7 protein-coding genes are annotated in these 17215 nt (G+C 38.7%); 5 read left to right on the top strand and 2 right to left on the bottom strand.

The genetic code is table 11. From position 1 onward, the window contains the following. The first annotated feature begins 95 nt into the window (after positions 1-95). From HWQ37_RS34005 to HWQ37_RS34025, 5 genes are all read left to right on the top strand, one after another. A complete protein-coding gene (locus HWQ37_RS34005) occupies positions 96-2510 on the top strand; it encodes an SDR family NAD(P)-dependent oxidoreductase (protein WP_292755723.1) in 2415 nt (804 codons plus the stop codon). Positions 2511-2625: 115 nt separating this feature from the next. Then, complete coding sequence (locus tag HWQ37_RS34010; RefSeq protein WP_292755724.1) at positions 2626-4317, top strand: FAD-dependent oxidoreductase; 1692 nt, start codon at positions 2626-2628, stop codon at positions 4315-4317. Positions 4318-4388: 71 nt separating this feature from the next. Beyond that, positions 4389-11351 (top strand): PfaB family protein, encoded by a 6963-nt coding sequence (locus tag HWQ37_RS34015; RefSeq protein WP_292755725.1) that lies wholly within the window; start codon positions 4389-4391, stop codon positions 11349-11351. Positions 11352-11417: 66 nt separating this feature from the next. Continuing rightward, the gene (locus tag HWQ37_RS34020; protein WP_292755726.1) at positions 11418-13061 is read left to right on the top strand and encodes a PfaD family polyunsaturated fatty acid/polyketide biosynthesis protein; all 1644 of its coding nucleotides are present in this window, start codon (positions 11418-11420) and stop codon (positions 13059-13061) included. Between the two features lie 134 nt (positions 13062-13195). Further along, positions 13196-14737, top strand: a complete 1542-nt coding sequence (locus HWQ37_RS34025) for a hydroxymethylglutaryl-CoA reductase (RefSeq protein WP_292755727.1) — start codon at positions 13196-13198, stop codon at positions 14735-14737. A gap of 435 nt (positions 14738-15172) precedes the next feature. Here HWQ37_RS34025 and HWQ37_RS34030 read toward each other — a convergent pair whose 3' ends face one another. Next, the gene (locus HWQ37_RS34030; protein ID WP_292755728.1) at positions 15173-16579 is read right to left on the bottom strand and encodes a lysophospholipid acyltransferase family protein; all 1407 of its coding nucleotides are present in this window, start codon (positions 16577-16579) and stop codon (positions 15173-15175) included. A 167-nt stretch (positions 16580-16746) separates the two neighbouring features. Continuing rightward, positions 16747-17193 (bottom strand): DUF2127 domain-containing protein, encoded by a 447-nt coding sequence (locus HWQ37_RS34035; protein WP_292755730.1) that lies wholly within the window; start codon positions 17191-17193, stop codon positions 16747-16749. Between the last annotated feature and the right edge of the window lie 22 nt (positions 17194-17215).

A 17215-nucleotide genomic window follows, 5' to 3' on the forward strand; every position in this document is an offset into this window, starting at 1 on the left:
ATATAGAAATCTCTAAAGCATTTCTAACTCATACGATTCAACGGGGATGGGCAAAACTACAGTATTTACCCATCCCAGATAAATTGGATTGCACTTTGAGCCAACAGCACATCTGTTTACTGACTGTAGATGGTAGTCCAATTAGTATCAAGTTAGCTCAGTCTTTAGCAGCGCAAGGATGGAAAGTGGTTTTACTCAGCTTCCCAGAGTCAATTATTAGCGATCGCTTCCCACTACCAACAGGAATGAATCACGTCAAACTATCAGATATGAGCGAGGAGCATTTACAACAACAGCTAAAAGCGATCGCTCAAAATTATGGCTCCATTGGTGCGTTTATTCATCTAAGTCCCCTAACTGCTACAGCTAGTACAGCTAAAGCTATTCTCAAACAAGTCTTTCTGATAGCAAAACACCTGAAAAAGCCGCTTAATGAAGCAGCTAAACAAGGACGTAGTTGGTTTGTAACCGTGTCTCGTCTAGATGGAAATTTGGGAATCGGGAAAAGCTCTGATTTTAGTCCTATTCATGGGGGTTTATTTGGCTTAACAAAAACCCTCAATCTGGAATGGGAGAAGGTATTTTGTCGAGCCGTTGATATCAGTCCTGAAATCAATTCTGAGTCTGCTGTCGAGTCAATTCTTGCTGAACTCTACGACCCTAATCGATTATTTTTGGAAATTGGATATAATTCTCAAGGACGCAACACTATTGTGAATGAGAATAATCCGATTTCTAGCAATTCAAAAATCAAAAATCACATTAGCCAAGATTCTGTATTTCTTGTCAGTGGTGGGGGACGGGGAATTACAGCTGAATGTGTAATCAAATTAGCTCAGGTTTTCCGATGTAAGTTTATTCTGCTTGGTCGTTCAGCGATGAGTCCTGAACCTAGTTATGCCAAAGGTTGTAGTGATGAAATTGAATTAAAAAAACGCATAATTCAAGATATCTACGATCGAGGAGAAAAACCTACACCCATTAAGGTAAATAGTTTACTCAAAAGTATTATTCATGGACGTGAAATTCAAGAGACCATCTCTAAAATTGAGCAGTTGGGTAGTAAGGTTGAGTATATTAGCGCTGATATTACTACGGGTGCTATAGTTCAACAAAAAGTAGCAGAAATTACGGCAAAATTTGGCAGAATTACAGGTGTTATTCATGGCGCAGGGAATTTAGCCGACAAGTTAATTGAGCATAAAACAGCACAGGATTTTGAAGCGGTTTATGTACCTAAGATTTTAGGACTGGAAACACTGCTGAGTTGTGTTGAGATGAACCAATTGGATCATTTAGTTGTGTTTTCTTCCGCAGCTGGATTTTATGGGAATATTGGTCAATCTGATTATGCGATCGCTAATGAAATTATCAACAAATTTGCTCATCAATTCAGACATCAATATCCCAACTGTCACGTTATTTCTTTCAATTGGGGCCCCTGGGATGGAGGTATGGTGACACCGGAAGTCAAACAAATTTTTGCTCAACGCAATATTGAAGTAATTCCCGTTGAAGTTGGAACTCAAATGCTGGTTGAGGAGTTAGCATTTGGCGATCGAAATCAAGTACAGGTGTTGGTTGGTGGTTCTCTTGCTACCCTATCTAGCTCATTAGAACCAGAGATACAAACTTACCGGGTTCGGCGCAAATTAACTTTAGAAGCTAATCCCTTTTTGCAAGATCATGTAATTGGAGAACATTCCGTATTACCGGTTACTTATTCTATAGCGTGGATGGCTAATACTTGCGAACAATTATATCCAGGTTATAAATTTTTCAGTTTCAGTAAATATAAAGTCTTGAAAGGAATTGTTTTTGATGAAAGCTTGGCAAATGAATACATTGTTGACTTAAAAGAAATCAATAAATCTCCAGATAATGAAATCGAATTAGATGTTACTATCTGGAGTAAGACGAAAACAGGAATGCCACGATATCATTACAACGGACAAGTTAAACTCGTGCGCCAAATTCGTAATGCTGATATATATAAAGCATTTGACAAAACTGAAGATGAAAATTGTGTAGGTATCTCACCTTATAAAGATGGCACATTATTTCACGGCTCTAGTTTCCAAGGCGTTAAACGGGTTTTAAATATTAGCTCAACAAAACTGACATTTGAGTGTGTGAATTCAATAACAGATGTTGAACAATATGGTCAGTTTTCAGTACAGACGTTTAACCCTTGTACAGCAGATATACAAAACCAAGGTATGTTGATTTGGGTTCGCCATTTCTATCAAGCAGCGTGTTTACCTTTCAAATTTGAGAAAGGCGAACATTTTCAAGATATTCCATCAGCCAAGAAATTCTACATTTCAATAGAGGTTTTGTCTAGTAATAGTACTAATTTAAAAGCTAATATTATATCCCACGATATTGATGGACAAGTTTACTCACAGGTGTTCGATGGTGAAGTCATTATCAACAAACAACTAAATTCTTTATTCATTCCGGCTGAAGACAGAGAAATGAACAAAATTAGTAGAAATAAACGTAGGTAATTAAAGATTTTAGGCTCTAAGGAATCCACTCATGCCAATGACAAAATTTGAGTGGAAGCCTTTTTCTTAACTGTCTTATCTTCAAGAATTTTAACCATGTCTCAAGGAAGATTTCATGAATAAAAATAAAAATGTCCTCATAGCTGGAGGAGGTATAGCTGGAATGGTAGCAGCAACCCTGCTAGCTGAACAAGGCTTTAAAGTAGAGCTTTATGAATTATCTCATGAATTAGGAGGCAAAGCTAAAAGCCGCCGGACTCCCGACGGAAATCCAATTGAGCATAGTCATCGAATCTACAGTAAAGATTACAAAACTTTGCTGCCAATACTAGCAAAAATCCCAAATGAACATGGCTATGTAATTGATAATTTAATTCCTCCTAAAATCTTGCAACTCCCCAATGATAAGGGAGACATTCTAATCAAGCTTCCATTTCGTCAGCAGAAAATATTAAAAAATTTAGTTGGAAGACTTTTATTTCAGTGGTTTCATCATATTTCGGACATTACACAGTTATTGTTAGTAACATTGATGTTTCCTTATAAGATGAGCAAGGTTGGGATACCCATCAAAGAAAGTATATGGTGTCTCTTCAAACATATTCACTTTTTGATGATGTGTGAGCAACGCCAACAAGAGTTATTTTCGGGAAAAAGCTATGGAGAGTTTCTTGATATAAAAAATAAAAGTGAGAACTTTCAAAGATTTATCTCAACTTTTATATCAGTTATAGTTGCAGCTAAATTAGAGACTGAGGCTATAAGCTGCGCTAGGTTGTTCAATGTTTCTATGTTGTTAATGAAAAATACAATCAAAGGATTTGAACACCTAAGTACAATTATGATTATGAATGGGCCTACTAGTGAACGCCTTTTTCAAGCTTGGGCAAAATATTTAAATGATTTAGGTGTTAATATTAATTTAGGAGTAGGCATTAAGAGTATTGATACAAAGAGTAATTTCGTCAAATCATTCACATTGTCAGATGGAACTACAGCAACGGCAGATCATTATATTTGTGCAGTTCCTCTAGTTGTACTTGCAGATTTGGTCAAGCAAGATGGTTTAATAGATATCGATCCATCGTTTCTAAATGTCAATCAGCCTAAGCTGGAATGGTCTAATAGCGCCCAATTTTTTCTTAAGGCATTACCTACAACTTCTTTTCAGCCCGGTGTCTTAAACTTACATATAAATAGTACTTGGGATATTGTGAGCATAGTCCAAGGAGAAGGGATTTGGCAGAATGTAGAGATGCCATCAGATATGCCCTACGTGCTGTCAGCAACTTTCTCTAATGCTCACGCTAATGGAGTAGTTTTTAATAAACCATTGATGGCTTGTTCCAATTCAGAAATTTTTGAAGAGTTGCTAACTCAAATGGGTTTTGTAGACAAAAATCTAGTTGTAGGATGGCATTTGGATTATGAACTAGCCATTATGGAAGAGGATGAATATCAGCAGAAAAAGGGTTTTTTGAGAAGTCATTTAGCTGGTGATGTCTATGATGGCAAAAGAATGCTGACTTATGCACCACTGTGCTTGATGCGACCTAACCAAAAACCCCTAAAAACTGTCTCAAAAATATCTAATTTGTATTTAGCTGGGGAGCATATTGATACTTATTATAGAATACCGACTATGGAAAAGGCAGCAGAATCTGGTCAAAGATGCGCTATAGAAATTATGAGCCAAGTAGACGCAAGTTTAGCAGAAGCTATGAAACCACAAGATAATGATTTGATTAAGCCGTTTTCATTTGTGCAACGTTTAGATAATTTTCTCTATCAATGGCAATATCAATAAATCTCTTTTATTTCTCAAGAGAGATTTAATCAAGATTTTTTTGAAGCATCTTAACTTTATAAAGTCCTATCATGACATCTATTGCAATTATTGGTCTATCTTGTCTTTTTCCTGGTGCAGAAACTCCTGAAAAATATTGGCAGAATTTAGTTGAAAAAAAAGATTTGACCTCTTTAGCAAATGAAGATCAAATGGGGGTAGATGCAAATCTATTTTACGATGCAGTCAAAGGGAAAACTGACAAATACTATTGTATGAGGGGTGGCTATGTTCAGGATTTTCAGTTTGATGCCACTGGATATCAAATTGCTCCAGCAATCCTAACAAATTTAGATAAAATTTATCAATGGTCTCTTTACGTCTCAAAACAGGCTTTACAAGATAGTGGTTATTTAGAAAACCGCTCTGTTTTGTCAAATTGTGGTGTTATTTTGGGGAATCTTTCTTTTCCTACTAGATATTCTCATCGACTTTTTGCACCCATATATCACAAGGTAATTAATTCAGCTATTCAGGAGCTTTTACAAGATAAATCCTTCTATTTGCAGAAATTATCTAGTGGTTTATCTCCTCTGAATGGTGTGTTATCTGGGTATCCAGCAGCATTGATTAGTCAAGGATTATCTCTTTCCAGAATCAACTTTTCTTTAGATGCTGCCTGTGCTTCATCGCTATATGCAATTAAACTAGCCTGTGATTATTTGTTATCAGACAAAGCTGACTTAATGTTAGCAGGTGCAGTTAGTTGTGCTGACCCACTCTTCATCCATTTGGGATTTTCTATCTTCCAAGCCTATCCTGAAAATGGTGTGACACGTCCCTTAGATAAGTCATCAGCAGGGCTAATTTCTGGAGAAGGGGCTGGAATGATAGTGCTGAAGCGATATGATGATGCAGTTCGAGATGGCGATCGCATTTACGCTACGATCAACGGTATTGGTTTATCTAACGATGGTAAAGGAAAATTTGTCCTCAATCCCAACCCCAAAGGTCAAATTTTAGCCTTTGAAAGAGCCTATAGGAATGCAGACATCAATCCCAATACTATTGACTATGTAGAGTGTCACGCCACAGGGACACCTATCGGAGACATCACAGAACTCAACTCTATGGATGCCTTCTTCGGTAGACATCAAGCCTCTCCCTTAATTGGTTCTGTCAAGTCAAACTTTGGTCATTTGTTAACTACCGCAGGGATGACAGGGCTAATCAAAGTGATTCTCAGTATGAACAAAGAGGTAATTCCGCCAACAATTAACTTACTTGAACCTCTAAGTTCAGATAACGGAGGGATTTCCGCAAATCAAATTGTCAGTTCAACCATACCCTGGCCAAATAACGCCTCTATTAAACGTGCCGGAGTTAGTGCTTTTGGTTTTGGTGGTACAAATGCTCATTTGATTTTAGAGTCATCCAAGAAAGAAAATTTAGATTTAGGCTTGACAAAAAACAACTTAATTAAACATACTACTCCAAATCGTTTAGCGATCGTAGGTATGGAAGCTTGCTTTGGTTCCTGTGAAGGTTTAGATACTTTTGATCGCACAATCTACGAAGCTCACCAACATTTTATCCCTGTTCCGCCTCAACGATGGAAAGGAATCGAATCACAACCGGAATTACTCAAAGACTACGACTTTGTGGATGGAAAAGCCCCTGATGGAGCTTATATTCAAGATTTTGATCTTGATTTTCTTCGCTTCAAAATTCCACCTCATGAGGAAGAACAACTGATTCCTCAACAGTTGTTAATGCTAAAAGTTGCTGACAATGCGATTAAAGATGCAGGAATAGTTGAAGGATCAAATGTCGCTGTCATTATCGCAATGGGAACAGAACTAGCATTACATCAATATCTTGGGCGTATTGATTTATCTTGGCAAATTCCAGCCAGCTTACAATCAGAAAATATTGGACTATCACCTGAAAAAATTACCGAGTTAGAAACCATTGTTAAAAATAGTCTCTATTCTGAAGCCGGAATAAATAATTATACTAGCTTCATCGGTAATCTGATGGCAACTCGAATTTCAGCATTATGGGATTTTTCCGGGCCAGCATTTACCGTTTCTGCCGAAGAAAATTCAGTTTTTAAGTCCTTGGAAATAGCTCAAATGTTATTGAGTCAAGGTGAAGTAGATGCTGTTGTAGTCGGGGCTGTAGATTTAGCAGGTAGTTTTGAAAATGTGCTATTACGCCATCAATTAGCGCCTGTAAATACGGGAACTCATACATTAAGCTATGATACCAACGCTAATGGCTGGATGGTTGGAGAAGGTGCAGGTGCAGTGGTTTTAAAACGTTATGAAACTGCTCAACAAAAGCCAGAACGAATTTATGCGATTATTGATGCGATCGCCTTAGTACAAAATAACAGTGAAGATAAATCTCTAAAATCAGTTCAGCAAGCTTGTGAGCAAGCATTTAATATCGCAAGTATTCAACCTCAAGATATTGGTTATCTGGAAGTTTTTGGTAGTGGAATTGCTCAAGAGGATGCTGCGGAAATCACAGGGTTGAATTTAGCATATAGACAAAAAGAAGAATCACCAAATGATAACTTAACTTGCTGTATTGGCAGTATTAAAGCTAATATTGGTCATACATACGCCGCTTCTGGCATGGCTAGTTTAATCAAAACTGCCCTCTGCTTATATCATCGATATATTCCTGCCACTCCCCAATGGTCAAAACCAAAAAATTTAGAAAATTGGCAGAATAGTATTTTCTATATTGCCAGTGAATCAAGAACTTGGTTCTTAGATGAAGGAATATCTAAAAGAGTTGCCGCTATCAATGGACTAGGGTTAGACGGTACTTATGCCCACTTAATTATATCGGAAGAAGCAAGCCAAAAAGAGCGGTCTAGTAAGTATTTAGAACAAACTCCTTTTTATCTATTTCCTTTAGTTGCTGACGACCAAGCCGCCTTACTTGCACAGATTTATCACTTAAAACAGCAGATAGAAAATACTCCGTCTCTATCAAATATTGCCACTCAAACTTATCAAAACTTTCAGCAGAATATTCAAGCAAATTATAAGTTAGTCCTTGTTGGTCATAATCAAGAAGAATTACTTAAAGAAATTAACTTAGTAATTACTGGGATCAGTAAAGCATTTCACCAAAAATCTGAATGGAAAACTCCTTTAGGTAGTTATTTTACAGCTAATCCTTTAGGTAAAAAAGGGAAGATTGCTTTTGTCTACCCTGGTATGGGTAGTGCTGATATCGGACTAGGAAAAGATATTATTCGATTATTTCCTCAAATTTATGAGACTTTTTCCAACTCAGTGCCTAACGTTAGTCAGTCTCTCTGTGAAAAACTCATTTATCCTAGAAGTTTAACTAAACTTTCAGAAAGAGATAAAACAGCAAAAGTAGAAGGGTTTTTTAATGACGGGGTAGCCATGTGTTTGAGCAGCATGAGCTTGGCATTCCTATACACCCAAATTCTCCAAGATTGTTTTCAAATTCAACCCCAAGTTGCTTGCGGATATAGCTTAGGTGAAGCCAGCGGAATGCTGTTTGCTTTAGGAGTTTGGAATAGCCAATGTCATTCTTATGCAACCAGTGTAAATGCTGCTCTCATGTCATCACCTTTGTTTAAAACTCAGTTGTGTGGTTCTTGTGTATTAGGTCGTCAATTTTGGGGATTACCTTTAACTGATAAAGAAGGACAAGAAAAATTTTGGACATCTTATCTACTGAAAGCATCGGCATTAGAAGTTATAGAAATATTAAAGTCCGAAAATCAAGTCTATCTCACTTTTATTAATACTCCTCAAGAAGTCGTTATCGCAGGTAATCCCCAATCTTGTTTGAGAATTATTGAAAAATTAAAATGTCGTTATATTACTATTAGTTTCGACAGCATATTACATTCTGAAATTGCAGAATTTGTTTACGATGAGATAGTTAAACTACACACCCTATCTATTCAAAAGATCCCAAATATTGAATTTTATTCAGGAGTGACAGCAGATAAATTAGTTGTTAACACTAACTCTCTGGCTCAGAATAGTGCAAAAATTTGCTGTCAAACAGTAGATTTTCCCCGACTAATTAACCAAATTTATCAAGATGGAGCAAGGATTTTTATTGAGGTAGGAGCCAAAAATAACTGTTCTCAATGGATTAGTGCTAATCTCAAAGAATTAGAACATATAGCTATACCGATTAATACTAAAAGTGTTGACGATCATACTAGTATTATCAAGCTTTTAGCAACACTTATTAGTCATGGTGTTGATGTGGATTTATCCCCTCTTTATAGCCAATTAATAAAAACAGATTTAACAAGTAAATCAATTGTTAAAAAAGTCATATTAGGAGGTTTTCGTATTTATGACAATATTTTGCATGAAGACCATATAGCAAAATTTAAAAATCAAATAATATCGCAACTTCATCATAGTCATCTCCTAGTAAAAAACACCAAATCAAAAGCTATGAAATCACCATATGTTTCAGTTAACTATCAACAGTTTTTGAGAATAAATCAGTTGCAGATTGCTACATTTCAACAGATGCTAAATAGTAATTTTGCTCCACAACAAAATATATGCGATCGCAGCAATATCCAAACTCTATATTTAGAAAATCCAGCTAACACCTATACTAAAGCCTCTAATATTGTCTGGGATGAAGCAGATTTATTAGAATTTGCCCAAGGAAATATCGCCTCTGTATTTGGTCAAGATTACCAAATTATTGATTCCTATTCTCGGCGGGTCAGATTACCTATGCCTCCTTATCTATTGGTAAGTCGAGTTACCAAAATAGATGCAGAAAAAGGTCGTTTTAAACCATCTTCTATGACCACAGAATATGATATTCCTCAGAATGCATGGTATTCTGTTGATGGTCAAATTCCCTTATCTGTAGCTATAGAATCTGGTCAATGTGATTTATTATTGATTAGTTATTTAGGAATTGATTTTGAAAATAAAGGCGACTTAATTTATCGTTTATTAGATTGCACCCTAACCTTCCTAGATGATTTAGCGAAAGAAGGCGAAACCTTGCGATACGACATTAAAATCAACTCCTTTGCAAAAAACGGCAATAACTTACTCTTTTTCTTCAGTTATGAGTGTTTTGTCGGCGAAAAAATGGTTTTAAAAATGGATAGAGGCTGTGCTGGATTCTTCTCTGACCAACAGTTAAAACAAGGAAAAGGCATCATTTTCACAGAGAAAGAAATAGCACAGAGAAGCCAAATTAAAAAACAATATTTTGAACCATTGCTAGTTTGTCAAAAGTCAACCTTTGATGAGCCGGATATATTACACCTCATTGAAGGTAATATTGCTGCTTGTTTTGGCGACCACTATCGTCAATATGGTTTAAACCCATCTCTGCGTTTACCGCCCAAAGCCATCCTGATGATTGACCGAGTAATCTCAATTGAACCTACAGGAGGAGCTTGGGGTCTAGGTCTGATAACCGGTGAAAAAACTCTTGACCCTGAACATTGGTATTTTCCCTGTCATTTCAAAGACGACCAAGTAATGGCTGGTTCTCTGATGGCAGAAGGCTGTAGTCATCTGTTGGAATTCTATATGCTGTATTTAGGATTGCAGACATATACTACTGACGCTAGGTTTCAACCCATTCCAAATCTGCCCCAGGTGGTGCGTTGTCGGGGACAGGTGACTCCAACATCTGCAAAATTAATCTATCAGATGGAAATCAGCGAAATTGGTTTGACACCAAAACCTTACGTTAAATGTAATGTCAGCATCATCTTACACGAAAAAATAATTGTTCACTTCCAAGATTTAGGTTTACAGTTATCCGAAAAGAATCCTGAGAATTCAACTCATACTAAACATTTAGTAAAATCAGCACCGATAAAGGTAAATTCTCAAAAATCTGCTTTATTAAATGAAGAACAAATCCAAGAATTTTGTACAGGTTCACCTTCCAAATGTTTTGGTTCAGAATATGAAATTTATGATGCAGGTACAGTAATAGTTTCGCGGGTCCCTAACACCCACCTGCAATTAGTGCATCGCATCTTAGAAGTACAGGGACAACGCCATCAATTCACCAAAGGATCAACAATTATTAGTGAGTATGATGTTCCTTTAGATCCTTGGTATTGTCGTCAAAACTCTTCTGAGGCAATACCATATTCAATTTTGATGGAAATTGGTCTTCAACCTTGTGGTTTTTTATCTGCTTATTTAGGAACTACATTATTATATCCAAATCAAAGTTTGCGTTTTCGTAATCTTGATGGACAAGGACATCTAATTAAAGATATAGACATTCGGGGGAAAACAATTACTAATATATCTAAATTGGTTTCCTCAATACATATGAAAGGTAATATTCTGCAAAAATTTGAATTTAAAGTAGCCTGTGATGGGGAGGTGTTTTATACGGGAGATGCTTCATTTGGCTATTTCAGTCCTGAATCTTTAGCCAATCAAGTAGGCTTAGATAGTGGTCAGGATGTTCGACCTTGGTACGAAACAAAAAATAATCTCAAACTGCCAGAAATCCACATTGATTTACGCACTCCAGAAAGTCGAAATAAATATTACCAAATCCAGCCTCATCGACCTCATTATCGTCTAGCAAAATATGAATTAGATGTATTAAATAAATTGAAAATTATTGTCGGAGGAGGAAACTATAACCAGGGATACATCTATGCTCAAAAGGAAGTTAAACCAACTGATTGGTATTTTAAGTGTCATTTTTATTTAGATCCAGTGATGCCTGGATCTTTAGGAGTAGAGGCAATTTTACAAGCTATGCAAGCTTATGCTTTGCATCTTGATTTAGGAAAGCAGATGAAATCACCCCGATTTGTACCTGTTATGGATCATCAGGTGGTTTGGAAATATCGGGGGCAAATTCCTCAGACTCAGACATTAATGTATCTAGAAGTTCACATTTCTAAAATTGACATTACTGAAGAAAAAATCACTTTAGTTGGAGATGCTAGTTTATGGAAACCAAATCTGAGAATATATGAAGTTAAAAATGTGGCAATTTGTTTAATGGAATCAGGTTTGTAAAATCTGAAATAGCTGAACAAAAAAAAGGCAAATTAATTTATCCCTTCTGTAATTAAGAATATCACCATGACAACAATACCCTTAAACTTTCAAAAGAATGGACTGAGGTTTGACTACCAACCCAATGTTCAAAATCCAGTATGGAAAGGCTCGTTAGATTCAATTGCTTTTGATAATGAAGGTATCAAATCTAAATTACTCAACTTGGAATTACCTTGTTATTTTGTCAGAAAGCAAGGTCAACTTGGAGTAACAAACGAAGGATATTTAGTCGATCCTAATAATCAGAAATCTGAGATAATAGATACCATAACAGCTGTTCCCCCCTTAGTACCTCAACAATTAGGCGATCCAAGTTTTCAGACTTTTCATGGAGTTAAATATGCTTATGCGGCAGGTGCTATGGCCAATGGCATTGCTTCAGAAGAATTAGTTATTACTTTAGGAAAAGAAAAAATTCTTAGTTCCTTTGGTGCTGCTGGTTTAGTTCCTGAGCGGATTGAAAAAGCAATCCATCGTATTCAGGAAGCACTACCTAATGCACCCTACGCTTTTAATTTGATCCACAGCCCTAGCGAAAATGCAATTGAGCGAGGCGCTGTTAATTTATATCTCAAATATGGTGTGACAACTGTTGAAGCTTCTGCTTTTCTGAATTTAACTCCCAACATTGTCTATTATCGAGCAGCTGGTCTTAGCCTCAATTCTGAAAATCAAATTGAGATTAAAAACAAAATCATTGCCAAAATTTCTCGTGTTGAAGTTGCCACTAAATTTCTCGAACCTGCACCCGAAAAACTCCTCAAGCTACTAGTTTCTCAAGGTTTAATTACTGAGTTACAAGCCAATCTAGCAGCCCAAGTACCAATGGCTGATGATATTACTGTAGAAGCTGATTCTGGCGGTCATACAGATAATCGGCCTTTGGTTTGTTTGTTGCCTTCTATTGTGAGACTACGAGATGAGATTCAAGAAAAATACAATTATAAAACATCTGTCAGAGTTGGGGCTGCGGGAGGAATTGGTACGCCACAGTCAACACTAGCTGCATTTATCATGGGAGCCGCCTATGTGGTTACTGGTTCAGTCAATCAATCTTGTATTGAAGCGGGAGCATCTATACATACAAAAAATTTACTTGCTCAAGCGGATATGACGGATGTAATGATGGCTCCAGCAGCAGATATGTTTGAAATGGGTGTGAAACTACAGGTTCTCAAACGAGGAACTTTATTTCCCATGCGATCGCAAAAACTTTTTGAGTTTTATAAAACTTATAATTCAATTGATGAAATTCCTAAAATAGATAGGGAAGAATTAGAAAAACAAGTCTTCCGCAAAACTTTAGAGGAGGTTTGGCAAGATACTGTAACTTATTTTTCTCAACGCGATCCAGAACAAATTACTAGAGCCGATAATAATCCTAAACGCAAAATGGCGCTGATTTTTCGCTGGTATTTAGGACTTTCTTCTCGCTGGTCTAATTTTGGAGAAAAAGGTCGAGAAATGGATTATCAAATTTGGTGTAGCCCAGCGATCGGGGCTTTCAACAACTGGGTAAAAGGCTCTTATCTTGCTGAACCAAATAATCGACGAGTTGTTGATGTTGCTGACCATATTATGACTGGTGCTGCATATTTATACCGATTGCAAAATTTAAAATTGCAAGGAATATCGATGCCTGTAGAATACTGGCAATATAGACCTTGAAGAAGAATTCAGAAGTCAGGAGTCAGAATAAATTCGCATTCCTGACAGAAAAAACCTTGATCTCGGCATGAAGTTGTCTTGCACAGATCGGGCGACTATTTTAGCTGCTATTTATATCAAAAGGAAGAATTGCAATGAACAATTGTGTGCAGATGCCGTCATGGATCGTAAATGCCGCCCTATTCGGTAAAGTAAACGCGACTGACCACGATGGACCAGAAGATAGTCGAAATATGCAGCTAGAGTCCATTGAAGCTGGACTGTTAGAATTCCGAACACGGAATTTGTGGGTGAGTTCCTCTCCCGGAACCGTCGAATTGGTGGAGTTTCAATTCCCAGACGGTTTTAGCTATCAGATTTCGCTAAATATTGTCAGCGTTGCCAAGGAAAATAACCATTACTCGATATCAGCATCGTTCTTAAGTCCCGAGAGTGAAGAGAAGTTCTGGAGTGTGTTTCTCGCAAATATGCGACAACTTGACAAACCCAGGGAAGTCAAAGAATGGCCAAGGCTGCCCTGTCGTGGACAATATACCGAGAGCGCCCGCCAGCGTCGCCTAAGCTTCATTCAGGAACATACCGGAGTGACAATGGAGCATATTGGGAAGACAGATATTCAACCCGAAAGTCTCAAGCGCGTTACGGAGTCATTCATCGGTACTGTTGAGATTCCCGTTGGTGCTGTCGGTCCGCTTATGTTTCATGGTCAGCACGTGAAAGGACACATATTCGCTCCGATGGCGACCACAGAAGGGTCGTTGATCGCCTCGGCGACACGCGGCGCGACGGCAATCACCTGCTCCGGTGGAATCACTACTGCTGTTCTCGATCGACGGATCACGCGCGTGCCTCTGTTTCAGATGGAAGATTTGCATGATGCGCTGTTCCTGGCTCAGTGGGTAAAATCTCGCTTTCTTGATATCCGTAAGCAGACACAGTTGATGTCCAAACACGCCGACTTAAAATCTATCGAGCCTCAGATCCTCGGTCGCGATCTGCATCTGCACTTTGTCTATGACTCTGGGGATGCAGCCGGTCAAAATATGACCACTGGCTGTACCTGGCAAGCATCTCACTGGATCATGAACCAAATTTCCGAGGCTTTCGGAATCAAAGTCAACCGCTTTATTATCGAGTCCAACTTATCCAATGATAAAAAAGTCACGTACAACAATTTCATGTTTGGTCGTGGCACAAGAGCGGTAGCCGAGTGCAAGCTTAATGCCAAAGTTACGAGGCGGATCTTGAATGTGACACCAGATCAACTTGTTCGTGGCTATCACTCTCTCGCTGCTGGAGGGGTAGCATCTGGAATGATCGGTGTAAATATCAATATTGCGAACATGGTAGCAGCGATCTTTACTGCCACTGGACAGGATATTGCAAGTGTGCATGAGTCCAGCGTTGGACACTTAACGATGGATCTGGTGGATAATGGCGAGGCCGTTTACGCGAGCTTGGTACTTCCTAGCCTGTTGATCGGCACGGTAGGTGGAGGGACACGTCTACCGCATCAACGGGAAGCTCTACGGATGATCGACTGTGACGGCACTGGGAAGTCCCCTCGTCTTGCCGAAATCATCTGTGGGTTCGCCCTGGCGCTGGATCTTTCTACGTTATCGGCACTTGTTGCCGATGAGTTCGCAGCTGCTCATCACCCGCTTGTTGGGAAGTGAGATATCGTGTCCGGGTAATTAGTTATGATTCTCACAGTCATTGCACCCCACCCCCAGCCCCTCCCCTTGCTACTACCCTGTGTATACACAAGTCAAATTACCCCCCTTAATCCCCCCTTATAAAGGGGGGAAATAGGAAATCTAGTTCCCTCCCCTTTCTAAGGGGAGGGTTAGGGTGGGGTAAAACCTTGGTTAATCAGGTATTTCAGACTTGTGTGTACACCGTAGCTTGCTAAGGGGAGGGGAGACAAAGCATAGTTTTGGTTTAATAAGTAATTAAACGGACATGATATGATTCTTAATTCTGATATCATGTCCAGCTAATTACTTATGATTACCGCATCTGTGCAAAAATCAGGAAAACCTCTTTCTCCCTGCACCCCTGCGATCTAAATGATAAGTCTTTACCCGGACACGATATGACTTCTGAATTCTTCAATTAATCATCTTCTCTAAAGCGATTTGTAAATCTTTTGTCAAATCGCTCACAGCCTGTCTAGACGCTTGGCGATCGCTCTGACAATTTGTGAAGCGTTCTGTAACTGAAATTGGCTCTCCGACCGTGATTTGTGCCTGTCGCAAACCTAACCGAGGTCGCCCCGGAAGTGTTGTATCCTGAATTCTAGAAAGCATATCGAATACAAGCAAAGCTGTTTCAGCAAACCGTTCCGCCGTTGGTTCTTCTTGAATATAAGTAGCTGTGACTGCAACAAAACTTTCCACTATCCGCATGTGCCGCATTCGCAAGTCGGCTTCTTCAGCAATCCAGTCTGCTAAACCGCGTTTGAAGGGTGCTAAAGCATTGATATCTGGCAAATCTTCTCGGTAAATGTAACTCCAGCCAGCCTCTTCTAAGCGACGACAGCGATCGATAAAATTACCCTGCGCTTGAACTTCAAAATACTGTTCGGTAACTTGTAAAGCCTTATCTAGTAGGCGATGGAGTCGAGCAACTAATACCTGATTTGCAGTAGCAGATTCATCAGTTGAGATGGTTTTTGGGATGTCTTGATGATAGAAGCGACGATAAAATTCTTCCATCTCGGTAATCAGATATTCAGCCAACCTATAGAGGCGTTGATAGTAAATTTCTTGACGATTACCCGAATCAGTTTCCAAAATTTTCAAGCCACTATCAGCTTCTAACTTACTTAAAAGCCAATCCAGTTTAGACCAAGGTGGCTCAACATAGCGATACTGGATGGCGATCGGTACAACGATTACAGTCTCAGAACGGTTAGCTTTTTGTAAGTCTTCTACACACCAGAACCCCATTTGAGCAACACCAGGTTCTAAGGGGCTAACAATCCCACTATGACCATTAGTACCACCTTCTGGTGCTACTGCGATCGGTAGTGCGCCATTAGCAAACAACTCCCGTGCATTTTGAATCGCTTGCCGATCTAGTCGCCTACCACGACGAACCGGCACACCCCCCAGCAGAGAAAATAGCCAACCTAGCCACTTTCCAGCCCAAACTGTCATACCTCGGTCATAAAGAAAATAGCTGTGAACCAAGGATTGTAGTGTAATACCTTTTTGACGGGCAACTTGTGGCAGAATGTGAGAAAGCAAATACAGCATACAGAGGGGATCTTCCACCTCTGGGTGGCGAAATGCCAACAAAAAGCGGATTTTTCCAGCCTGAAATTGTTGATAAAGTTCAGCTAATACTTCAACATTCTTGGCTTCAATCTTGACAATCCCAGCCGGTAGCCAAGGGCGAGTACGAAACCGTAGTGCGATCGGCAGTAACCATCGAACAATCTGGAGTACTGCCAGGTTCAACCGTTGGGGAATAAATTTCAGTGGTGGTTGAGTAGACTGAATCGATCTAGGCAAGTCGCTCTCCAGATTGTATTTATAGCGATTGTACGACGTGGGGTCTTGGTTTTGCGTAAACCCTTAGCCTCTTGTCGTCAAACTTTTTCATCATCACGTTTCGCTCTCTTTGGTTACTCAGCACTCCTAAACTTTTCCACGATAGACTCTAAGTATCGAATTAAAAACTATTTTGGATGTTTAGGAAAATTTCGGAATAAATAACCAAATACAGCTAAATTCAACGCAAAAACGAATGTTTTTATCAGAGATATTCCCCGAATCAATTCATAAATTTCTGGTGGAATACTGATACCGACAAGCCCCAATACTAAGATATGCGCCCAACGCTTTTCGTACCATAAACCAACAGCTTCAATAGCAGTAACAATAGCATAGATTCCGGTTCCGATACCGCTAAATGCCAAAGTTCTAGGATTTAAGTTAACAACTTTCTTTAAAATCCAATCAATAATTATCGATTTACCTTCTAGAACATAATTTTCTGAAAACGCCTCTAGAGTTTGATAATTTTTTAATGTCAATAATAAAGCGATCGAAGTAACCATAAGCAGCAGGGCGGCAAATGACTTGTAGAAAACAATTGCCACTAACCCCAATGGACGCTTTTCCAAACAACCCCCTAAGTATGCATAA

This window comes from Nostoc sp. NMS4 (assembly GCF_017115095.1).
In the GTDB taxonomy this organism is placed as follows: domain Bacteria; phylum Cyanobacteriota; class Cyanobacteriia; order Cyanobacteriales; family Nostocaceae; genus Nostoc.